The sequence below is a fragment of the Aestuariivirga litoralis genome (assembly GCF_003234965.1).
Lineage (GTDB): Bacteria > Pseudomonadota > Alphaproteobacteria > Rhizobiales > Aestuariivirgaceae > Aestuariivirga > Aestuariivirga litoralis.
Window position 1 is genome coordinate 807,276 of sequence record NZ_QKVK01000001.1, and the last position, 20,661, is coordinate 827,936.

At 66.1% G+C, this 20,661-nt stretch carries 18 protein-coding genes; 5 read left to right on the forward strand and 13 right to left on the reverse strand.

All coding sequences use genetic code 11. The annotated features are described in order from the left end of the window. The first annotated feature begins 8 nt into the window (after positions 1–8). Positions 9–1,451: a Ni/Fe hydrogenase subunit alpha gene (locus tag DK847_RS03895; protein WP_111196263.1), complete on the forward strand. Its 1,443-nt coding sequence runs from the start codon at positions 9–11 to the stop codon at positions 1,449–1,451. Next, on the forward strand, positions 1,451–1,918 hold the full coding sequence (locus tag DK847_RS03900) for a hydrogenase maturation protease (protein ID WP_111196264.1): 468 nt from the start codon (positions 1,451–1,453) through the stop codon (positions 1,916–1,918). The genes DK847_RS03895 and DK847_RS03900 overlap by 1 nt, the downstream gene beginning before the upstream one ends. On the opposite strand, the gene DK847_RS03905 is transcribed toward DK847_RS03900, so the two are convergent. The 3 genes from DK847_RS03905 to DK847_RS03915 are packed head-to-tail and all read right to left on the reverse strand — an operon-like array spanning position 1,908 to position 5,258. Further along, positions 1,908–3,419 carry a hypothetical protein gene (locus DK847_RS03905; protein ID WP_111196265.1) on the reverse strand — a complete coding sequence of 504 codons (1,512 nt, stop codon included), beginning with the start codon at positions 3,417–3,419 and terminating at the stop codon, positions 1,908–1,910. The genes DK847_RS03900 and DK847_RS03905 overlap by 11 nt on opposite strands. Before the next feature lie 4 nt (positions 3,420–3,423). Further along, entirely contained in the window at positions 3,424–3,834 is a 411-nt protein-coding gene (locus tag DK847_RS03910) for a GtrA family protein (RefSeq protein WP_111196266.1), read from the reverse strand. Further along, positions 3,831–5,258 carry an FAD-dependent oxidoreductase gene (locus DK847_RS03915; protein ID WP_111196267.1) on the reverse strand — a complete coding sequence of 476 codons (1,428 nt, stop codon included), beginning with the start codon at positions 5,256–5,258 and terminating at the stop codon, positions 3,831–3,833. The genes DK847_RS03910 and DK847_RS03915 overlap by 4 nt, the downstream gene beginning before the upstream one ends. Positions 5,259–5,629: 371 nt before the next feature. On the opposite strand from DK847_RS03915, the gene DK847_RS03920 reads away from it, so the two are divergent. Continuing rightward, entirely contained in the window at positions 5,630–5,959 is a 330-nt protein-coding gene (locus tag DK847_RS03920; RefSeq protein ID WP_111196268.1) for a hypothetical protein, read from the forward strand. A 15-nt stretch (positions 5,960–5,974) separates the two neighbouring features. On the opposite strand, the gene DK847_RS03925 is transcribed toward DK847_RS03920, so the two are convergent. The 10 genes from DK847_RS03925 to DK847_RS03970 all read right to left on the reverse strand — a co-directional run bounded on the left by DK847_RS03925 (position 5,975) and on the right by DK847_RS03970 (position 17,833). Beyond that, positions 5,975–7,021, reverse strand: coding sequence for an AI-2E family transporter (locus tag DK847_RS03925; RefSeq protein WP_111196269.1), 1,047 nt, complete (start codon positions 7,019–7,021; stop codon positions 5,975–5,977). Positions 7,022–7,024: 3 nt separating this feature from the next. Then, positions 7,025–7,543, reverse strand: a complete 519-nt coding sequence (locus DK847_RS03930) for a tetratricopeptide repeat protein (protein WP_111196270.1) — start codon at positions 7,541–7,543, stop codon at positions 7,025–7,027. Positions 7,544–7,648: 105 nt separating this feature from the next. Continuing rightward, positions 7,649–9,118: an efflux transporter outer membrane subunit gene (locus DK847_RS03935; protein ID WP_111196271.1), complete on the reverse strand. Its 1,470-nt coding sequence runs from the start codon at positions 9,116–9,118 to the stop codon at positions 7,649–7,651. Next, on the reverse strand, positions 9,115–12,285 hold the full coding sequence (locus tag DK847_RS03940; protein ID WP_111196272.1) for an efflux RND transporter permease subunit: 3,171 nt from the start codon (positions 12,283–12,285) through the stop codon (positions 9,115–9,117). Before DK847_RS03940 ends, DK847_RS03935 begins: the two co-directional genes overlap by 4 nt. Before the next feature lie 11 nt (positions 12,286–12,296). After that, on the reverse strand, positions 12,297–13,436 hold the full coding sequence (locus DK847_RS03945; protein WP_111196273.1) for an efflux RND transporter periplasmic adaptor subunit: 1,140 nt from the start codon (positions 13,434–13,436) through the stop codon (positions 12,297–12,299). A gap of 130 nt (positions 13,437–13,566) precedes the next feature. Further along, entirely contained in the window at positions 13,567–14,346 is a 780-nt protein-coding gene (locus DK847_RS03950; RefSeq protein ID WP_111196274.1) for a 3-hydroxybutyrate dehydrogenase, read from the reverse strand. Between the two features lie 10 nt (positions 14,347–14,356). Next, a complete protein-coding gene (locus DK847_RS03955; RefSeq protein ID WP_111196275.1) occupies positions 14,357–15,094 on the reverse strand; it encodes an acetoacetate decarboxylase in 738 nt (245 codons plus the stop codon). Positions 15,095–15,114: 20 nt separating this feature from the next. Continuing rightward, positions 15,115–16,260: a patatin-like phospholipase family protein gene (locus DK847_RS03960; RefSeq protein WP_111196276.1), complete on the reverse strand. Its 1,146-nt coding sequence runs from the start codon at positions 16,258–16,260 to the stop codon at positions 15,115–15,117. Positions 16,261–16,433: 173 nt separating this feature from the next. Beyond that, complete coding sequence (locus tag DK847_RS03965; RefSeq protein WP_111196277.1) at positions 16,434–17,084, reverse strand: phosphoribosyltransferase family protein; 651 nt, start codon at positions 17,082–17,084, stop codon at positions 16,434–16,436. Continuing rightward, on the reverse strand, positions 17,081–17,833 hold the full coding sequence (locus tag DK847_RS03970) for a BtpA/SgcQ family protein (protein WP_111196278.1): 753 nt from the start codon (positions 17,831–17,833) through the stop codon (positions 17,081–17,083). Before DK847_RS03970 ends, DK847_RS03965 begins: the two co-directional genes overlap by 4 nt. A 69-nt stretch (positions 17,834–17,902) precedes the next feature. Here DK847_RS03970 and DK847_RS03975 point away from each other — a divergent pair, with 69 nt between their 5' ends. Both DK847_RS03975 and DK847_RS03980 read left to right on the forward strand, forming a co-directional pair. Next, on the forward strand, positions 17,903–18,802 hold the full coding sequence (locus tag DK847_RS03975; protein ID WP_111196279.1) for a LysR substrate-binding domain-containing protein: 900 nt from the start codon (positions 17,903–17,905) through the stop codon (positions 18,800–18,802). Positions 18,803–18,968: 166 nt separating this feature from the next. Then, positions 18,969–20,117, forward strand: coding sequence for a polyamine ABC transporter substrate-binding protein (locus DK847_RS03980; protein ID WP_111196280.1), 1,149 nt, complete (start codon positions 18,969–18,971; stop codon positions 20,115–20,117). The last annotated feature ends 544 nt before the right edge of the window (positions 20,118–20,661 follow it).

The window sequence follows — 20,661 nt, forward strand, 5'->3', positions numbered from 1 at the left end:
AGCCCGCCATGGCCGAACCCCGCCTCATCGAGATTTCACCCGTCACCCGCGTCGAGGGCCACGGCAAGGTGACGATCCACCTCAACCGCGACAACGAGGTGGAGGAGGCGCGGCTGCACGTCGTCGAGTTCAGGGGCTTCGAGCGCTTCATCCATGGCCGCTTCTACTGGGAGGTGCCGGTCATCGTGCAGCGCCTCTGCGGCATCTGCCCGGTGAGCCACCATCTCGCCGGGGCGAAGGCGATGGACCAGATCGCCGGCGTCGACGTGCTGCCGCCCACGGCGGAGAAGATGCGCCGCCTGATGCATTACGGCCAGGTGATGCAGAGCCACGTGCTGCACTTCTTCCACCTCGCCGCCCCCGACCTGCTGTTCGGCTTCGAGGCACCCGCCGCGCGGCGCAACATCTTCGAGATCCTGCGCGAGCAGCCGGAACTGGGCCGCCGCGCAGTGTTGATGCGCCAGTTCGGCCAGGAGATCATCGAGGCCACGGCCGGCAAGAAGATCCACGGCACCGGCGCCATTCCGGGCGGCATCAACCGCAACCTTCCGATCGATGTCCGCGACCGCCTCCTCGCCCGCATCGGCGAGATGACGGCCTGGGCGCAGGAGGCGCTTGCCATCGCCCGCAACTATACGCTGGACCATGCCGCACTGGTGGCGGATTTCGGCAGCTTCCCGTCGAACCACATGTCGCTGGTGCGCGAGGGTGACGGCGCACTCGACCTCTATCATGGCCGGCTGCGCGCCATCGACGCAGAGGGCGGCAGCCTGTTCGACGGCGTCGACTATTGCGACTACCACAAGCTGCTGGTGGAGGACGTGCGCAGCTGGTCCTACATGAAGTTCCCCTTCATCCGCGAACTGGGGCCGGAGAGTGGCTGGTACCGCGTCGGCCCGCTGTCGCGCATGAACACCGCGCGCTTCATCGACACGCCGCTCGCCAACGCCGCGCACCGTGAGCTGCGCGCCGTCACCGGCGGCGCGCCCAACAACGCGACGCTTGCCTCGCACTGGGCCCGCATGATCGAGGTCGTTCATTGTGTCGAGAAGATCCACGCGCTGCTCATCGACCCGGACCTGCAGGGCACCGACCTCGTCGCCACGGGCGAGCGCCGCTGCGAGGGCATCGGCGTCATCGAGGCGCCGCGCGGCAACCTGATCCACCATTACCGGGTGGACGAGAACGACCAGATCACCTTCTGCAACCTCATCGTCTCGACCACCCACAACAACGAGGGCATGAACCGCGCCGTCAAGGACGTGGCGGTTAAGCATCTCTCCGGCCGGGAGAAGATCACCGAGGGCATGCTGAACCAGGTGGAGGTGGCGATCCGCGCCTATGATCCCTGCCTGTCCTGCGCCACCCATGCGCTGGGCCAGATGCCGCTTGCGGTCGAACTCCTCGACGCGTCCGGCCAGCTCGTCGACCGCGCCACCCGCGGCGCGTGATGGCGGCCGGCACGCTGCTCATCGGCTATGGCAACCCCGGCCGCGGCGACGACGGGCTGGGCCCCGCCCTCGCCCGCCGCATCGCGGCGCGTGAGCTTCCCGGCGTCACCGTCGAAATCGACTACCAGCTCACGGTGGAGCATGCCCTGCTCATCGCCTCGGCCGCCACCGTGGTCTTTGCCGATGCCGCACTCGATGCCGATCAGCCCTTCTATTTCCGCGCGATCGAGGAGGCCGGGGGCCAGTCGCTGGGAAGCCACTCGGTCAGCCCGCCGGATGCGCTGGCGCTCGCCCGGCTGCTGTTCGGGGCCCGCACCAGGGGCTTCGTCCTCGGCCTGCGCGGCGCCTGCTTCGGCGAAATGGCGGAAGGCCTCAGCCCCACGGCGCTCCGCTCCCTCGCCGCGGCGGAGTCCTTCTTCCTCGGCTGGCATGAGGCGGAAGGCCAGGGCCTGCCGATCAGCGGCTGATCTCGTAGACGAAGAAGCCCTCATCCGGCACCGCCGCCTCGCCCGAGGCGAAGGCCAGCCGCACCTTCAGCCCCGGTGGCGCCAGGTCGAGCGCGCGGTTGGCGATGAGGAAGATATGGTTGGTGGCGTCGAGCCGCGCCACCAGCGCGGCGGGCAGGGTCACGTCCCTGACCGGCTTGCGCCGGTTGTCCCAGCGCACGAAGGTGCCGAAGCTGCCGGACTCGAGGTAATGGACCGGCCGGTGAAGATAGCCCGCCACGGCGGAGGCGGCGGGCCCGGCGGCGCCGACGAGCATGTCGGCGGGTCCCGCATGCTGGCTGATGAAGCCCGCCGTGGCCTTGGCCTGCGAGAAGGGATAGCGCCAGTCGAGCAGCGCCGCGGTGAGGCCCGCTGCCGCCTGCCCGGCGAGGATCAGCAACAGCAGCACCGCGCTGGCGCGCTGCCACCGGCCTGCGGCCGTGCCTGCGCCGGTGGCCGTGCAGGATGGCGCGATCCACAGCGCCACCACGAGCGCGATGAACACGATGCCGTGGTGGCGCACGCTTCCGGGATATTTCACATAGAAGAATGCCAGGCAGGCGATGGTCGCCAGCAGGAAGGCCACCAGGGCTGCCGGTCGGCGGCGCAGCCCTGCGATGAACACGGCCATTGCCAGCAGCACCGCCAGAAGCGCAATCGCCCCGAGCGCCGGGTGCGCACGCATGGCAACCTCGTTCCAGTAGCCAGGTCCTGGCAGCGGGAACGGCAGGTAACCGTCGATCAGCGCCACGAAGGGCAGGCGCAGCCGCTCCGTCTCGAAGCCGAAGTACCATGCAGTGGCAAAGCCCGAATCCGCAGGCGGCCGCAGCTGCACCACGGCCAGCGCCAGTCCCGCAAGGATGATCAGCGCCGCCGCGGCCACGCGTGGCGTGAGGCGCCAGGCCCTGCCTGCGGCCTGCCTGGCGAGCAGCTCCTCGACCAGCAGGGCAGCACCCAGCGCCGCCGCAAGGAAGGTGCCGAACACGCTGGTCTGCGCCAGCAGGAACAGCAGGGCGGCCAGCGCCAGCACATGGCGGCGGCGCGCCGGAAACAGCGCGCAGAAGGCAAAGGCGAGGAACACGCCCGGCGCATAGTTGCGGGCCAGCTGGGCATATTCATAGAACAGGAAATAGCTAAGGCAGAGCAGGACGCGCACCACCAGGCCGAAGGGCGCATGGCGCATCACGAGGTAGACCGTGCCGGTGGCGATCAGCACGTGCAGCACCTGCATGGCTTCGGGCCCGTCGGACAGCCGCGTCAGCGGCATGAGCAGCAGGTGCCACAGCGCCGGGTGGCCCTCGTAGCGCAGGTTCTGCAACAGCTCGGTGAGGCTGGCGCTGTCACGTGCCAGCATCCAGGCCTGCAGCTCGTCTCGCCACATCTCGTGCTGCCCGGCGAGGATGACCTGCACGGCGAGGAACAGCGCCGCCGCGGCAAGGGCCGGCACCAGGGCATGGGGCGCAGGCGGGCGGGCCGCCGTCACGGCTTCACTGCGCCGCTTCCGCCGCGGGCCGGAACACCACGTATCTGCGGAAGGCATAGACAACCACGAAGCTCACCAGCGTGGCCGCGATCTTGGCGGCATGCAGATTGTCGGCGATGAGCCCGACATAGGCCTCGGTAATGGCATAGCTCAGCACCACGCCGATCAGGCCCGATACCGCGAAGAGTGCGACCTCGGCCGGCTTGCGGCCGGCAAGCCAGCCGCCACGGAACAGCCGCGCCGACATCAGCACATAGGCCAGCACCAGCCCGCAGCTGTAGCCCACCGCCGCGGCCAGCCCCACGCCGAGCCTGCCGGAGGAGGCCAGCATCCAGTAGACGCCATAGTCGAGCACCAGCGCCAGCGCGCTGATGGCGGTGTAACGCAGGAAGATGGCGAGTGACTGGGCCTTCATGGGCCCAGCTGCAGGCCGGTCGCGGTGATGCGGCTTGCCTCCTGGTACTCGTAATCAGTGTTGAGCGACCACAGGTCGTGCCGGGTGCCGCTGGCGACGTTCTCGGCGGCGAGCAGGCCCATCAGGATGCTGTGGTCCTGGTTGTTGTACTTGAAGGCGCCATAGCGGCCGATGGCGGTGATGCCGGGCACGCCCGAGAGATAGGCCTCCACCGGCTTCAGGTGCGCCTTGTAGCCCCGCGCATAGACCGGGTAGCACTTCGGCACGCGCAGCACGTGGCCGGCCGTCACCTGGCTTGCCGCCGCGAGGCCGGTCGCGGCGATCTCGCGCGTCGCCAGCGCGATCAGCTTCGCGTCATCCTCGCGCCAGATCGGGTCTTCGTCATAGCACCAGTATTCGAGGCACAGGATGGTGTCGGCCTCGCCCTGCCGGATGCCGGCCGACCAGTTGCTGAAATTGGTCACCCGCCCGGTCTTGAGTTCCTTGGCGTGGATGTAGATCCACTGGTCGGGGAACAGCGCCGCCGCGGCCACGCGCAGATAGACCAGGATGGTGTTGCGGAAACGCAGCGCGCGGGCATGCGCAACCACCTCGTCCGGCGCCCCCATGCGCTGCACCAGCAGGGTCAGCGGCATGGTGGAGATCACGTGGTCGAAGCTCCGCTCCGTGCCATCGGCGAAGCGCAGCCGGGGCCGCTCGTGGCCCTCGCCCTGCGGCAGCACCGCCTCGACCGGGGCACTGAGGTGAAGCTTGCCGCCCAGCGCCGCCAGCCTTTCGGCCATGCGCTCATACAGCATGCCGGCACCCAGCCGCGGATAGGCGAACTCGTCGACGAGGGTCTTGTGCCTGCCGCCCTTGCCGCCGCCGAAGGCCGAGCGGATCGCCTCCGAGAGCGAGAATTTCTTGATGCGCTGGGTGGCGAAGTCGGCGTCGAGCTGGTCGCAGCCAATGCCCCAGAGCTTCTCGCTGTAGGATTTGAAGAAGATCTCGAACAGCCGCCGCCCGAAGCGGCTCGTCACCCAGCCGTCGAAGCCCGAGGTATCGGCCGGCGGGCTTATGCGGGCGCTGAGATAGCTGGCGACACAGGCAGCGGCCTCGACCGGCCCGAGCCCGGCCAGTGCATTGAGCGGCTTCAGCGGATAATGGAAGAAGGTGTGGTCGTAATAGATGCGGGTGAGCCGGCTGATCATGTCATAGTCGCCGGCCAGCACCTCGAGCCACAGCCGGTTGACGCGCGGATCGCTGCTGAAGAAGCGGTGCGGCCCGAGATCGACGATCTGCCCCCACAGCGGGATCGAGCGGGCCATGCCGCCCACCGCGTCCCCCGCTTCGAACACCTCCACCGCCACGCCCGCCTTGGCGAGCTGATAAGCCGCCGTCAGGCCGGCGGGGCCGGCCCCGATGACTGCGACCGTCTTTGTCATTCACGCACTCACTATATGATCAACCCGCCTGTCCATGGCGCGGCGGAATCCCAGCTTCGTTTTCGCATCAAGTCATGAAGCAAGGGTTGCAGATAAGTCTGCTCCGGCGCAACTCACACGGTCCGATTTTCCAAGAGATTCAGAAAAACTGTCCTGCATGAGGAAATGTCTCAAGCGAGATGAGAAATACTCGCCCCGAAATATCGATTTCGACGTGACAAACATTTTTTTCTCGGGCAATTGCCCGGCGATTTCCGCGATTTGACTGGGTTTTAAACGTCAGTTCAATGTAAAATTACTTAAGATTGATTGAACATAATACTTAAGTGGCTTACGAATGTGCAGCATGTGGTCCCGGAAAGGAGAACACCATGGAAAGCTTCCCTGCCAATCCCGTTCGCCACCTCGCCATGCGCTTTGCCGAAATCGTGGATGAGGTGGGCAAGCGCCTGCATGTCGGTTGTGTCATGGCGGCGGGCCAGGACTGGGTGGAGGTGAGCCTTCCCGAGCACACCCGGCTGGGCAGCGGCCTTCAGGTGCGCTTCCTGCCCTCGCTTCTGTCGCACAACGTGCAGGCGGGCTGGCGGGCGAAGGACCGGGTCGGCTTCACCTATGTGAGCGGCGGCCCGCCGGAGGACCAGTTTGCTGGCCTGCCCGGCCTGCAGGACCCGCGCCCCGCCTCGCTCAGGCTGCCGCGCTGACGCGGGGGCTGCCCGTCAGCCCTTGCCGCCGGAGAGCATGACGGTGAACCACCGCATGGCGGGGATCTGGCGGCACACGGTCATCACCGCCACCAGGATGGGCACGCCGATGAAGGCCCCGGTGAGGCCCCACAGCATGCTCCACAGGAACACCACGAACATCACCGCGAAGGGCGAGATCGACAGGGTGGAACCGGTGAACACCGGCTCGAGATAGCTGCCGATGACGAACTGCACCACGGTGAGCGCCACCAGCACCACCACCGCCACCTGCAGCGATTCGAACTGCACCAGCGCAAACACCGTGGGCAGCAGCGTGGCCACCAGCGGCCCGAGGAAGGGGATGTAGTTGAGGGTGAAGGCGATCGCCGCCCAGGCCGCCGGATGCTCGAGCCCCACCGCCCAAGCGACGAGCCACACCGCGGCACCGGTTGTCACGCTGGCGATGCTGCGCACCACCATGTACTTGCCGAAGTGCCCCGCCGTCTCGCGCCCCGCCGCCACGATGTCGATGCCGCCGAAGCGGCGTCCTGCCTTGTTCAGGCGGCTGGCGAGGTTTTCCACCTCGAGGAGGCCCAGCACGGCGAAGGCGAAGACCAGCGTGGCGAAGCCGGCAAGCCCGTTCAGCCGGGCGGCCAGCGACTGCACGAAGCGCACCACCCAGGTCATGTTGAAGGTGTCGGACACGGCACCCGCCAGCGCGATGCCGTGGCCCTCGAGCCAGTCGGCCGCTGCCTGGTAGATGGTCTGGAAGCGCGCCGCATTGCCCACCAGCCACTGGCCGATGACGCTGATGCCCCAGGCGAAGACCAGCAGCAGCAGGGCGATCGCCACCAGCGTGGCGGCAATGGTGATGAGCATCGCCAGCATGCGCGGCATGCGCGCCTGCAGCCAGGCCTGCATCGGCCACACTGCCATGACGATGAATATTGCGAAGGCGGCCGGCGCGAACACCATCTCGCCCCATGACAGGGCGGCGAGCACGATGATCACGGTGGACACCAGCAGCATGCCGCCGCTGGCCGAAAGCCCCTTGCCGGTGCCGCTGCCCGCCCCGGTCATCGGTTACTGGCCGAGCTGCTGCTTGATATCGGCGATCTTCTTCTGCACGGAGGGATTGTTGGGCACGCGCTTGGCCGCCTCCTCGAAGCTCGCCAGCGCCTGCTGCAGGTCGCCCTTGGCCTCATAGGCGCGGCCCTGGCCGTAATAGGCCTTGGCGAAATCCGGCTTCAGCTTGATGGCCTGCGCGAAGTCCGCCAGCGCGCTGTCATAGTCCTGCTTGTCGACATAGGACAGGCCGCGGTTGAAGTAGCTCTGGGCATAGTCGGGATTGAGCTTGATCGACTGGGTGTAGTCGGCGATGGCGCCGTCATGGTCGCCATTGTCGTCGAAGGCATTGGCGCGGTTGAAATAGGCCACCGCGAGGGCCTCCTCGCTGGCCTTGCCGCCCTGGATCAGCTGGGTGCAGCCGATGATCGCGGTGTCGGGCTGGTCGCTGTTGCAGTCGCTGATGTCGTCGGCCTGGGCCGCCACCGGCAGGGCGATGAGCGTGGCGAGGGCGAGAGCGAGGGTGGTGGCGCGCATGACGGGAAAATCCTTGCTTGCAGGGTCGTTGGGTCGGTGTCGGGCCGCCTTATACAGGCTTCATCCCGCAGTGCAAAATCCCGTGCCAATGCGGCAGAATGGCGATCAGCCGCCGGTTGCCTGGGCCGCCGACTCGCGCGCCTGCTGCGGCGAGGTGGCCAGCGCCGGATCGGGGCCCACGTCCAGCGTCCAGCCGCCGCCCAGCGCCTTGTAGACGTCGACCAGGCTGGAGAAGGCGCGGAAGCGCGTGTTGATGGCCTCGAGCTGGGCTGAATAGAGGTCGTTCTCGGCGGTCAGCACCGTGGTGTAGCTCTCCTGGCCCTCCTCGAACTTGAGGAAGGACAGCCGCACCGTGGTCTTGAGCGCCGTCACCGCGCGGTTGCGCGCCGCCAGCGACTGCAGCGACTTCTGGTAGCCGACGAGCCCGTCGGCCACGTCCTGGAAGGCCACGTGGATGGTCTTCACGTAATTGGCAAGCGCCGCCATCTTCTGCGCTTCCGTCGCCTCCACCTGGCCCTTGATGGCGCCGCCATCGAAGATCGGGCCCATCAGGTTGGCGGCAACGGCCCACACGCCGGCAGGCCCCGTGAGCAGGTTGGACAGCGCACCGCTGGCCACGCCCAGGCTGCCGGTGAGCGACACCTGCGGATAATACTGCGCCATGGCCGCGCCGATGCGGGCATTGGCGGCAATCAGCTCCTGCTCGGCCTGGGCGATGTCGGGGCGCTGGCGCAGCATGTCGGAGGGCAGGTCGGAGGGCACCTTCGGCAGCCTGATGGCGGCAAAGGGCACGCCGCGCGTGATGGCATGCGGATAATCGCCGACCAGCACCGAGAGCGCGTTCTCGGTCTTGGCGATCTCCTCCTCGATCAGCGGGATCGAGGCAGCCACCGTCTCATACTGCGCGGTGATCTGCGCCACCACGACTTCCGACACCTGGCCATATTTGAAGCGCTCGCCGAACAGCTTCTTCAGCTTGCCGTAGTTGGCCAGCGTGCCGCGCGACACGACGAGCTGCGCATCGAGCGCGCGCAGCTTGAAATAGGTGGTGGCAACCGCCGAGGCGAGCGTCAGGATCACGCCGCGGCGTGCTTCCTCCGCGCCCACGAGGTTCGCCTGTGCGGCCTCCTGCTGGCGGCGGATGCGGCCCCACAGGTCGATCTCCCACGAGGCGGTGAACAGCGGCTCATAGAGGTTCTGCGGGTTGGGCGAGATCTTCGAGGTGGCGCCCGCCAACTCGTCCGACAGGCGCTCGCGCTGGGCGATGCCGCTGTAGCCGACCTGCGGATAGAGCGGCGCCCCGCGGGTGACGAGGATGCCCGCCGCCTCGTTGACCCGCGCCGTGGCGATGGTGATGTCCCAGTTCTGCGCCAGCGACTGGTTGACCAGCCTGTGCAGCACCGGGTCGCTGAACAGCTGCCACCAGCCTTCGTTGGCATAGCTCTTGCCGGTCTTGATCTGGTAGCGGAAGGTCTCCGGCGAGGCGACGTCAGGCTTGATGTAGTCCGGCCCCACGGTGCAGCCGGCGAGGGCGAGGCCCAGCAGGCCGAGGAACGAACGGCGCGCGATCATCATGCGGGCGATCCTTCCTGCGGTGCTGGCGGGGGCGGCGGCTGCTCTTCCCTGAGGATCTCCGCCTCGCGCTTCTGCCAGCCCTTCTTGAACAGGTAGAAGAAGATCGGCACGAAGAGCAGCGCCAGGGTGGAGGCGCCGACCATGCCGCCGATGATGCCGGTGCCGATCGAGTGGCGCGCATTGGCGCCCGCCCCGGTGGCGATGGCCATGGGAATGGTGCCGAAGATGAAGGCGAGCGAGGTCATGATGATGGGGCGGAGCCGCAATTCGCCCGCCTCCACCGCGGCCTCGGTGACGGTCCTGCCCTCCTTCAGCTTCTCCACCGCGAACTCGACGATGAGGATGCCGTTCTTGGCGGCAAGGCCCACCATGAGGAGAAGGCCGATCTGGAAATAGACGTCATTGTCGAGCCCGCGGCCATAGGTGGCGATGAGCGCGCCCAGAACGCCGAAGGGCACGGTGGTCATCACCGCGGCGGGCAGCGACCAGGATTCATACTGCGCGGCGAGGATGAGGAACACGAGGATGATGCCGAACATGAACACGATGGCCGATGAATTGCCCGCCTCCTCCTGCGAATAGGCAAGGCCCGACCAGCCATAGGTATAGCCCTGCGGCAGCACGTCGGCCGCCACGTCCTTCATCGCCTGCAGCGACTGGCCGGAGGAATAGCCGGGTGCGGCGTCGCCCGTGATCTGCGCCGCCTGGAAGCCGTTGAAATGCGACACCAGCGTGGGTGCGGGCTCGTAGTCGAGCGTCACCAGTGCCGAGAGGGGCACCTGCTGGCCCTTGTCGCCGGTCACATAGGCCGTGGTCAGGTCAGCGGGTGTCGCGCGATATTGCGAGTCGGCCTGCACGATGACGTTCCACACCCGGTTCAGTTCGGTGAACTGGCTCACCGTGGCCGAGCCGAACAGCGACTGGATGGTGAAGTAGAGGTCGCCCAGCGGCACGCCCAGCAGCAGCGCCTTGTCGCGGTCGATGTTGAGCTTCAACTGCTGCCCGGTGGCGCGGTAGCCGGTCGACAGCCCCGCCAGTTCCGGCCGCTGCTTCGCCGCCGCCATGAATTTCTGGGTGACGTCCTGCAGTTCCGCCGCCGTCTGGTCGCCGGTGCTCATGAGCCAGAAGTCGAAGCCCGCCTGGGTGCCAAGCCCGGGGATCGAGGGCGGGTTGATGGCCAGCGTGAAGGCCTTGTCGATGCTTCCCGCCTTGGCCATGAAGCGCTTGATCACCGCATCGGCCGAAAGGTCGGGAGTCGGACGCTGCTCGAAGGGTTTCAGCTGCACCCACATGGTGCCGTAGTTGTTGCGGTACTGGCTGTCGACGAGCGAATAGCCGGCAATCGAGATGCGGTAGAGCACCGCCGGGTCGTCGGCGAACATCTTGTCGATGTGCTGCGCCATGTCCTGGGTGCGGTCGAGGCTCGCGGCGTCCGGCAGGGCATAGATGGTCAGCACATAGCCCTGGTCCTCGTTGGGCACGAAGCTCGTCGGCAGCACGCGGAACAGGTCGACCGTGAAATAGATCATGCCGCCGAACACCAGGAGGCCGGCGAGCCAGCCGCGGATGCCCAGCGCGATGGTCTTGCCATAGCCCTTCTCCAGCTTCTTGAAGCCGGCGTTGAACCAGGCGAAGGGCCCGCGCTGCACCGGCTTGCCGGGCTTCAGGAACAGGGCGGCCATGGCGGGCGTCACGGTGAGCGCCACGAAGCCCGAGATCGCCACCGAGACCGCGATGGTGATGGCGAACTGCTTGTAGAGCTGTCCCGTCGGGCCGCTGATGAAGGCCGCCGGCACGAACACCGCCGCCAGCACCAGCACCGTGGCGATGACCGGGCCCGTCACCTCCGCCATGGCCTTGTGCACCGCCGCCTGCGGGTCGTGCCCGCCTTCCTCGATGTTGCGCGTGGCGTTCTCGATCACCACGATGGCGTCGTCGACCACCAGGCCGATGGCCAGCACCAGCCCGAACAGGGTGAGCAGGTTGAGCGAGAAGCCCAGCACCAGCATGCCGGCGAAGGTGCCGGTGATCGAGATGATGATCGCCGTGGTGGCAATCGCCGAGGCGCGCACGCTCTGCAGGAAGACATACATCACGATGATCACCAGGATCAGCGCCTCGAACAGCGTCTTCACCACTTCCTTGATGGAGAGCCGCACGAAGTCGGTGGTGTCCAGCGCGATCGTGTAGTTGATGCCGGCGGGGAACAGCGGCTTGAGGTTCAGCAGCGTCTGGCGCACCTGGTTCGACACGTCGATGCCATTGGCGCCCGGCTGCTGGTAGACCACGATCAGCGCGGTGTTCTGGCCGTTGATCTGGTTGGTCGAGAGATATTGCTGGAAGCCCATCTCGGCGCGGCCGACGTCGCCCAGCCTGACGATGGCGCTGCCGTCGCCGCTGTTGGCTCGCAGGATCAGGTTCTCGTATTCCGACGGCTTGGTGAACTGCTGCTGCACCGTCATCGGGAAGGTCTGCACCACCGGCTTGTCGTTGGGCGGCTGGCCGAGCTGGCCCGCGCCGATCAGCTGGTTCTGGTTCTTGATGACATTGGCCACCTGCGGCGCCGAGATGCCGAGCGAGGCCATGCGGTTGGGGTTGAGCCAGATGCGCATCGCCTGGTTCGGGTCGCCGAACATGGTGGCCTGGCCCGCGCCGTCGATGCGCTGGATGGCGTTCAGCACCTGCAGGTTGGCGAAATTCGTCACATAGGTCAGCGGATAGCGCCCGGCATCGGCGGTGATGGCGATGATCATCAGCACGTTCGACGACTGCTGCTGCACGGTGACGCCATAGGTGTTGACCGAGGCCGGCAGCTGCGGCGTCGCCAGGTTGACGCGGTTCTGCACCAGAACCTGGGCAATGTCGGGGTCGACCGATTCCTTGAAATAGACGTTGATCGTCATCTGCCCCGACGCGGAACTCGTCGACGTCATGTACAGCATGTCGGGCACGCCGTTGATCTGCGCCTCGATGGGCGCTGCCACCGAGGCCGCCACCGTTTCGGCATTGGCGCCGGCATAGACGGTGGTCACCTGGATCTGCACCGGCGCGATCGTCGGGTATTGCTGGATCGGCAGGCCGAATACCGAGATGCCGCCCACCATCACGATGATGATGCCGAGGACGGTGGCGAGAACCGGGCGCTTGATGAAGATGTCGGACAGCATGCCTCAGCGCCTCACGGGGACGCTGCTGCGGCGAGCGGCTTGCCGGAGACGTCCGTCTTGGGCGCGAAGACCAGGCCGTCGACGATCACCTTCTCGCCGGGCTTCAGCCCCGAGGTGATGAACCAGTTGTCGCCCTGCCAGTCTCCGGGCTCCACCGGGCGGAACTCGGCCATGTTGTCCTTGTCGATCACCCACACGAAATGCCCCGTCTCGCCCTGGTGCACGGCGCGCTGCGGGATGAGGATGGCATTGGGCCGCGAGAAGCCCTTGACCCGCGCGGTGACATACTGGCTGGGCTTGAGAGCCGCGTCGGGGTTGTCGAAGGTGCCGCGGATCTGGAAGGTGCCGGTCTGCGGGTTGTAATAGGGCGCGGTGAAGGTCACCTTCGCCTGGTGCGGGAAAGTCTTGCCGTCGGGCAGGATCAGGTCGACGGTGATGTCATCCGTCGGCGGCCAGCTGAGCGTGCCGGCGAGCCTCTGGTTGCGAAGGTCGAGCAGCTGGTTTTCCGACAGGCTGAAGTTCACCCACATCGGCGTCACCAGCGACACCGAGGTGAGGTTGGCATTGGCCTGGCTGATATAGGTGCCCACCATCTGGTTCGCCGCCGCGGCGAAGCCGTCGATCGGCGAGGGAATGATGGTGTAGGACAGGTTCAGCTTGGCGCGGTCCACCGTCGCCTGCGCCCCGTCCACCGTGGCGGAGGTCTCGTCGAAGCGGCCCTGCGCATCGTCGAGGTCCTTCTGCGACAGCGCGTTGAGCTTGGCCAGCGGCCGCACCCGGGCAAGGTTGGCGCGCGCCACCTCGCGCGCCGCGATGTCGCGCTGCAGCGCCGCTTCCGCCTCCTGCAGCTCGGCGATCTGCGGCTTCTGGTCGAGCTTGAACAGCACGTCGCCGGCCTTCACCAGCGCGCCGTCGGCATAGTTCTGGCTGTCGAGGAAGCCATTGATGCGGGCGTAGATCTGCACCTGCTGCGAGGACTGCGTCTGCGCCACGAAATCGAAGGTCACGGGCACGTCCTCGGCCTTCGTTTCCACGTAGGTGACCGGCACCGGCTGCTTTTTCGGCGCCTCCGTCTTCTTGTCGTCGCAGCCTGCCAGCAGCGCGACCAGCGCCAGCCCCAGCAGAACGGAGCGGCCTACGCCCGTTGCCATCCTACACCCCTTAACTTCACGTACAGGTCGTTCTACCCGCTCTTGCCGCGCGGTTGCAGCGCGAAGCGGGGCCGCGGGCGATTCAATCCACCGGATTCTTTCGCCGCAGGCCCCGCGTTCGCCTTCGGTTCTATTGCATGAACCAGCCGTGGCTCACCACCAGCGACTGGCCGGTATAGACGTTCGACGTGGCGCCGGCGAAGAACAGCACCGCATTGGCCACGTCGTCGACGGTGGTGAACTGGCCGTCCACAGTGTCCTTCAGCATCACCTTCGACACGACGTCGGCCTCGGAGATGCCGAGCGCCCTGGCCTGTTCGGGGATCTGCTTTTCGACCAGCGGGGTCATCACGAAGCCGGGGCACACCACGTTGGCCGTCACATTGTGCTCCGCCCCTTCCTTGGCCAGCACGCGGGCAAGGCCCAAAAGGCCGTGCTTCGCCGTCACATAGGGCGCCTTCAGCTTCGAGGCCTCGTGCGAATGCACCGAGCCCATGTAGACGACGCGGCCGTAATTGGCCTTGTACATGTACTTGAGGCAGGCCTTCGTCGTCAGGAAGGCGCCGTCGAGATGGATCGACAGCAGCTTCTTCCATTCCGCGAAGGGAAAATCCACCAGCGGATGCACGATCTGGATGCCGGCATTGGAGACGAGGATGTCCACCTTGCCATATTTGGCAACGGTATCGGCCACACCCTTCTCCACCTGGTCTTCATCCGTCACGTTCATGGCAACGGCGAAGGCCTGTCCGCCCTTCGCCTTGATCTCCTCCGCCGTGGCATTGGCCTGGTCGAGGTTCAGGTCGGCGATCACCGGAATGCCGCCGGCCTCAGCGTGGCGGAACGCGATCTCCTTGCCGATGCCGCTCGCCGCACCCGTGATGATCGCGACCCTGTCCTTCAGATCCATGTTCTTTCTCCTACTTCAGATAATCATGCACCACCTTGCCCAGCCCCAGCGTCAGGTCGGCAAGGATGTGGGTGGCGGAAACGACTTCCAGCACCGGCAGCTCGGCTACCGGCGCCAGCGCGTGGTGGAACAGCTCGAGCTGGGCCGGCCCCGTCCACGCACCCTTGAGGTTGATGTCGGTGAGGTAATACTCCACGATCTCGCAGATGCGCGGGGTTCCGTCGACATGCGGAATGATCTTGAGGAGCCAGTTCGGCACCTCCATCGAGGCCTTCACCGCCGCGAGGTCGGCCTCGCGGTGCTTGTAGCCCATGGTGCCCACCGCCACCGGCAGCGGGCCATAGCGCAGCTCGCCGATCAGCGTGTCGGTCGCCACCTTCAGCTTGGGATTGGCGAGTTTCTTGGGGAAGCCCCACAGCTCGCGCCCGCCGGCAATCGGCGGATGGTCGTCGAGGAACATGCAATGCGTGTAGCCGCCCTTGCGGCCTTCGAAGCTCACGGGGATCACCTGCCCGCTTTCGGTATAGTCGCCGAAGCCGGTCGAATCCGGCATGCGGATGAACTCGTATTTCACCAGCGGCTCGTCCACCTTCAGGGGCTCCGGCACCACGGCGCGCAGCTTCTCGATGTCGGTGCGGTAGGTGATGATCAGGTATTCGCGATTGTAGAACTTGTAGGGCCCGATCGGGTAGGCCGGGCTCGTCAGCGGCATGGCGAAGGCGCGGGCCTTGACGTCGTCTTGCTTCATGATGGTCTCCTCGGAAAGGCTCAGGGTGTGGAGAAATCGAAGACCTGCACGCCCTCTTCGCGCGTCGGACGCTTCAGCACCTCCGGGTGCTGCATGGCGCGCAGGGCGTCGCGGTAGCCGGCCTCCCAGTGCTCCTCCATGGTGCGGCGGGAGAATTCGAAGTCCTTCGAAATCCCCTCATAGCTCCGCGTGTGGTAGATCAGCTGCACGATGTTGCAGATCTTGTCGTCGGCCTCCGCCGCCAGCAGCTTCACCTCGTCCGCATCGCGCAGCTTGGGCGGAATGTGCTTCAGCACCTCGGCCACCGCGAGGCGCAGCTTCTGGGCACGCTTGTACTGGTCGGTGGCGGCGCGCGTGCGGCTCGAATAGCGGATGTCCTTCACGCGTGAATCCGCCTCGATCACGTCGCGCGGCAGCTCGCCCCTGGCACTCCACAGGTCGATCTGCAGCGCCAGCGTGTCGAGCCGCGGGCGCTGGTCGAGCATCCACTGCAGCGGCGTGTTGGACACGAGCCCGCCGTCCCAGTAGAACTCGCCATCGATCTCCACGGCCGGAAAGCCCGGCGGCAGTGCGCCCGAGGCGATCACGTGCTGGGGCCCGATCTTCGTCGTCGCATTGTCGAAATAGATGAAGTTGCCGGTCTTCACGTTGACGGCGCCGACGCCGAAATGCATCTCCTGCGCATTGATGCGGTCGAAATCGACGAGGCGTTCCAGCGTCTCCTTCAGCGCCGAGACGTCGTAGTAGCTCACCTCGCCTGCCTGTGTCGTCGGCAGGAAGGGCATCATCGGCGGGCGTGGCGCGAAGAAGCCGGGGGCACCCATCATCATGATGCCGAAGGCCCGCGTCTGGTTCAGCAGGCGGTGGGTGTGCTCGTCGAGGTTCTTGAGAAAGGGGTTGTAGGGCAGGCCGAAGGCGCCCAGCGGCGGTGCCGTCACCGTCTCCCAGAAGTCGCGCAGCCGCTCCACCCGGCGCTCGGGCGCATTGCCGGCGATGATGGCGGAGTTGACGGCCCCGATCGAGATCCCGGCGACCCAGTCCGGATGCACCTTGCCCTCGGCCATCGCCTGGTAGACGCCCGCCTGGTAGGACCCCAGTGCACCCCCACCCTGCAGCAGCAGGGCGACGCGCTCGAAGGGAAGGTGGTGGGCGGACCGGCGGGCCATGCGAAACTCCTCTGCCACAAACCTGCGGACCGCGTCCGCCCCGGGCAGGGTCGTTCTATGCAGCAACCTGCTGCATGTCACACATTACCGACGGTTGCCGCCCGGTTCGCGCACCATACTGCAACACGGACGTGAATCAACGGCCCGCCGCAACCCCGTGGCGCGGTGCCGCATCAGCGGATGCGCGGGAAGACCAGCTCCGGCCTGTAGCTCTTGAAGCTCTCGAGCTTCTGGGCGTTGCATTCCCTCTGCCAGCGGCTGCCCTGCACCACGCCGGAAACGCAGCGGTACTTGGCGCGATAGGCATCGGTCGCCGCATTCTCCTCGATCGCCACTGCCGCGAGGCCCACTACCGTGCCGCCCTGCCGCTCGACGAGGCGGATGGCGCCATCCATGGTGCCGCCGGTCTCGACCCACTGGTCGACGAGCAGCACCTTGGTGCCCTTCGCGAAGGCGGGTGTCCGCATCTCCATGTCCTGGGTGCGGCCGGAGTAGTTGGAGAAGCTCACCTTGTCGGTGTCCACACAGAGCTTGCCCGCCTTGCGGATCGGCAGGAAGCCGACGCCGAGCCTGGTGGCCAGCGCCGAGCCGAGCACGAAGCCCATGGCGTCGAGCCCGCCGACCACGTCGATGGTCAGCCCCTTGAGGTCCGCCACGAGATCGTCGAGCAGGTCATGGAAGGCCTCGCCATTGATGTAGATCGAGGTCGGGTCGAGCCAGGCGAATTTCGGCCCCTTGGTATTGGGCGCCATGAGGTTGAGGTACCAGCGGTCATCGCGCGGGCCCTTCTCGTCGGCGGTGCTGCGGCTGTGGACTGCGCTCATGACTGGGCTCCATAGGTGCGGGTGAGTTTGAGAAGGCGGGCGAGCTTCGCGGGCTCGATGTTGTAGAAGTCGCCGTCGCGGTTGATGCCGGTGGCCACCATGAAGCCGTCGACGTCGGCCATGTAGAGATGCGCATTCTCCGGCGTGATGCCGGAGGCGAGCGTCATCGCCTCGTCCCCGATGGCGCGCCGGAAGGTCTCGATCTTGGAGAGGTCCACCGCCTTGCCGGTGGCGACACCCGAGGTGCACACCGCGTCCATGAAGCCGGTGGCGAGCCGTGCGGAATATTCATAATGTTCGGGCGCCACCTCGCGCTGCTTCTTGAAGCAGGTGCCGCCGGTATAGAGCCCGTCCCAGCCGGAGGCGGCCAGCGCCGCATCGATCTCCTGCGCCTCCACCTGGTCGTCGCCTGAGCGGCGCTCGTCGATGCGCGCGTCATCCGCCCAATAGCCATCGACGGCCACGCCCTCGGCAGCCAGTTTCCCCAGCACCGGGAAGGCATCCCTGCCCGTCACCGCGAGGAAGTTGACGCCCATCCACAGCGCGGGAAAGCGCGCCCGCACATGAGCGATGATGGGGAGGAAGCGCTCCACCCCGAAATCATGGTTGATGAGGAAGCAGCCGGGGGCACCCTCCTCCACCAGAACGCGCACGTTGCGCGTGGCCTGGTCAGTGTCGGTCACGTGGATCACCGGCAGCACGGCCGGACCCACGGACTTGAACAGCTTGCGGAAATCGTCGCGTTTCATGGCCCCGAAATTACGGCCTTGTACGAATTACGGAAATTTATAATGATGATGCCAGCATAAGGAGGGGCAATGCGGTCCATCAACCTTCCCACCGACCTGCTCAGGGCCTTCGTCAGCGTCATCGACCTCGGCGGCTACACCCGCGCGGCGGATGCGCTGGGCCGCACCCAGCCCGCCATCTCCCTGCAGATGAAGCGGCTGGAGGAACTGCTCGATGCCAAGCTCCTCGCGCATGAGGGCCGCGAGCTGAAGCTCACCGAACAGGGCGAGGCGCTCGCGCTCTATGCCCGCCAGCTGCTGCGGCTCAATGACGAGGCGGTGGCCCAGCTCAAGGGCCGCTCCGCCAAGGGACAGCTGCGTGTCGGCCTGCCCACCGACTTCTCCGTCTCCTTCCTGCAGGAGGCGATCGTGGGGTTCGCCGGCGAGCAGGCCAAGGTCACGCTGTCGATCACCTGCGACCTCTCGCGCAAGCTCCTCGACCTGCTCCATGCCGACGAGCTCGACATCGTCATTGCACTGCTTGCGCGCGAGAAAAACCCCTATCTGGTGCGCAGCTGGGAGGAGCGCCCGATCTGGGCCGTGGCCAGGGACTTCACCCTCAACAGGCAGGCGCCCGTGCCCCTCGTCACCCACCCCGAGGGCTGCGAATACCGCCGCCGCATGACGGCGGCGCTGCGCGCCGAGGGCCGCGACTTCCGCGTCGCCTACACGACGCCCGACATTGGCGGGCTGCAGCGGGCGGTGAGCGCGGGGCTGGGCGTCACGGCACTCACCCGCAAGACGCTGCTCGCGGACATGCGCACGCTGAGCTCGCGGGACGGCTTCCCGGCCATGGAATCGATCCGCATCGGGCTGTTCTACAAGCACCAGCGCCTCTCCGGCGCCGGTCTCATGCTGGTTGATTCGCTCATCGCGCGGATGGACGAGGCTGCCGTTCCTGCCCCGTCCCGGGCAACCGCAGCGCGATAAGCGGGCATCATGCATCCATTAGCAGCATAAATTTCCCGAATGCCCGGGAGAGGACTAGCCTCTTTCATGACGCGCTGGACCTCGGCACCAAGACATGATGGCATGCGCAGTCAGGAGTGGGAAACAAACCGCCGGCAATCCTCCGGCTCCTAGGGAGACAAGACGCATGCCAAAGATCCTCAAGCCCAATGTTCTGAAGCCAACGCGCCGCGACGTGCTGAAATACGGCGCCGCCGCGGCCACCACCGCACTCTGCACACCCTATGTGAGCCGCGCCTGGGCCGACACTGTCGAGCTCAACATGCTCGCCTGGTACGGCCATGGCGAGCCCGACGTGGTGGGCGAGTTCGAAGCCGCCAACAACGTGAAGTTCAAGCCCAAGTATTACGCGGGCGGCGACAACATGATGGCGCTCATCTCGCAATCGCCCCCCGGCACCTATGACGTCATCCTGTCGGACGCGGAGTTCGTGCAGCAGCTCAATGCGGCTGGCTACATCGAGGAGCTGAACCCGGCGGATTATCCCTTCGACGACATGCTCTATGCCGACTTCAAGCAGTTCCCCGGCCACTGGAAGGACGGCAAGCTCTATTCCATGATGGTGCGCTTCGGCCACCTCGGGGTGAGCTACAACACCACCGCCATCTCGGACGAGGAGGCGCAGAGCTACAAGGTGTTCTGGAAGCCGGAGATCAAGGGCAAGCTCGGCCACTTCGACTGGCACCTGCCGAACCTCGGCCAGATGAGCCTCACCAACGGCAACGGCGCAAAGCTGTGGGACCAGGACGAGGCCGGCTGGGACAAGATCAAGGAAACCACCATGTCGCTCAGGCCGCAGGTCGGCGGCTTCTTCGATTACGGCGGCACCTTCAACGGCCTCAAGAACAACGAGATGATGGCCATGGCCGGCATCGGCGACTGGATCACCGGCGTGCTGGAGCGTGACGGCGCCCCGGTGAAGTCGGTCGTCCCCAAGGAAGGCGGCATCCAGTTCACCGAGTCCTGGTCGATCGGCAAGGGCACCCAGAAGGCCGACATGGCCAAGAAATTCATCCAGTACATGATGTCGCCCGATGGCCAGGTGCACTCGGCCCGCATGCTGGCCTATCCGGCCTTCTGCGTCACCAAGGGCGGCCGCGCCAAGCTCAACCAGGTGGACCCCAAGGAGGCCCAGCGCACCGGCCAGGTCGACGGCATGCCGAACGACCCGATCACGCTGATCAAGGATGGCCGCATCCACTACCGCAACATCCCGCAGCAGCAGAGCCTCGAGGACTGGAACGAGTTCTGGCAGGAATACAAGAACGCGTCGTAACGCCTCCGCTCATCATGCCCGGGCTTGTCCCGGGCACCCTTTTCCCTTTCGACCCCGCAAAGGATGGCCGGGACACGCCCGGCCATGATGAAACTGGGAGAGGCCCGTTGATGCATTTTGATCTTCAAACCTCCCAGGGCTCATCATGCCCGGGCTTGTCCCGGGCACCCTTTTCCCTTTCGACCCCGCAAAGGATGGCCGGAACACGCCCGGCCATGATGAAACAGGGAGAGGCCCGTTGATGCATTTTGATCTTCAAACCTCCCAGGGCTCATCATGCCCGGGCTTGTCCCGGGCACCCTTTTCCCTTTCGACCCCGCAAAGGATGGCCGGGACACGCCCGGCCATGATGAAACTGGGAGAGACCCGTTGATGCATTTTGATCTTCAAACCTCCCAGGGCTCATCATGCCCGGGCTTGTCCCGGGCACCCTTTTCCCTTTCGACCCCGCAAAGGATGGCCGGGTCACGCCCGGCCATGATGAAAATGGGAGAGGCCCGTTGATGCATTTTGATCTTCAAACCTCCCAGGGCTCATCATGCCC

What these genes read in the sequence shown, in the direction of transcription:
- DK847_RS03895 (WP_111196263.1), top strand. Translation starts at nt 9, where the DNA reads ATGGCCGAACCCCGCCTCATCGAGATTTCACCCGTCACCCGCGTCGAG.
- DK847_RS03900 (WP_111196264.1), top strand. Translation starts at nt 1,451, where the DNA reads ATGGCGGCCGGCACGCTGCTCATCGGCTATGGCAACCCCGGCCGCGGC.
- DK847_RS03910 (WP_111196266.1), bottom strand. Translation starts at nt 3,834, where the DNA reads ATGAAGGCCCAGTCACTCGCCATCTTCCTGCGTTACACCGCCATCAGC.
- DK847_RS03915 (WP_111196267.1), bottom strand. Translation starts at nt 5,258, where the DNA reads ATGACAAAGACGGTCGCAGTCATCGGGGCCGGCCCCGCCGGCCTGACG.
- DK847_RS03920 (WP_111196268.1), top strand. Translation starts at nt 5,630, where the DNA reads ATGGAAAGCTTCCCTGCCAATCCCGTTCGCCACCTCGCCATGCGCTTT.
- DK847_RS03925 (WP_111196269.1), bottom strand. Translation starts at nt 7,021, where the DNA reads ATGACCGGGGCGGGCAGCGGCACCGGCAAGGGGCTTTCGGCCAGCGGC.
- DK847_RS03930 (WP_111196270.1), bottom strand. Translation starts at nt 7,543, where the DNA reads ATGCGCGCCACCACCCTCGCTCTCGCCCTCGCCACGCTCATCGCCCTG.
- DK847_RS03935 (WP_111196271.1), bottom strand. Translation starts at nt 9,118, where the DNA reads ATGATGATCGCGCGCCGTTCGTTCCTCGGCCTGCTGGGCCTCGCCCTC.
- DK847_RS03940 (WP_111196272.1), bottom strand. Translation starts at nt 12,285, where the DNA reads ATGCTGTCCGACATCTTCATCAAGCGCCCGGTTCTCGCCACCGTCCTC.
- DK847_RS03945 (WP_111196273.1), bottom strand. Translation starts at nt 13,436, where the DNA reads ATGGCAACGGGCGTAGGCCGCTCCGTTCTGCTGGGGCTGGCGCTGGTC.
- DK847_RS03950 (WP_111196274.1), bottom strand. Translation starts at nt 14,346, where the DNA reads ATGGATCTGAAGGACAGGGTCGCGATCATCACGGGTGCGGCGAGCGGC.
- DK847_RS03955 (WP_111196275.1), bottom strand. Translation starts at nt 15,094, where the DNA reads ATGAAGCAAGACGACGTCAAGGCCCGCGCCTTCGCCATGCCGCTGACG.
- DK847_RS03960 (WP_111196276.1), bottom strand. Translation starts at nt 16,260, where the DNA reads ATGGCCCGCCGGTCCGCCCACCACCTTCCCTTCGAGCGCGTCGCCCTG.
- DK847_RS03965 (WP_111196277.1), bottom strand. Translation starts at nt 17,084, where the DNA reads ATGAGCGCAGTCCACAGCCGCAGCACCGCCGACGAGAAGGGCCCGCGC.
- DK847_RS03970 (WP_111196278.1), bottom strand. Translation starts at nt 17,833, where the DNA reads ATGAAACGCGACGATTTCCGCAAGCTGTTCAAGTCCGTGGGTCCGGCC.
- DK847_RS03975 (WP_111196279.1), top strand. Translation starts at nt 17,903, where the DNA reads ATGCGGTCCATCAACCTTCCCACCGACCTGCTCAGGGCCTTCGTCAGC.
- DK847_RS03980 (WP_111196280.1), top strand. Translation starts at nt 18,969, where the DNA reads ATGCCAAAGATCCTCAAGCCCAATGTTCTGAAGCCAACGCGCCGCGAC.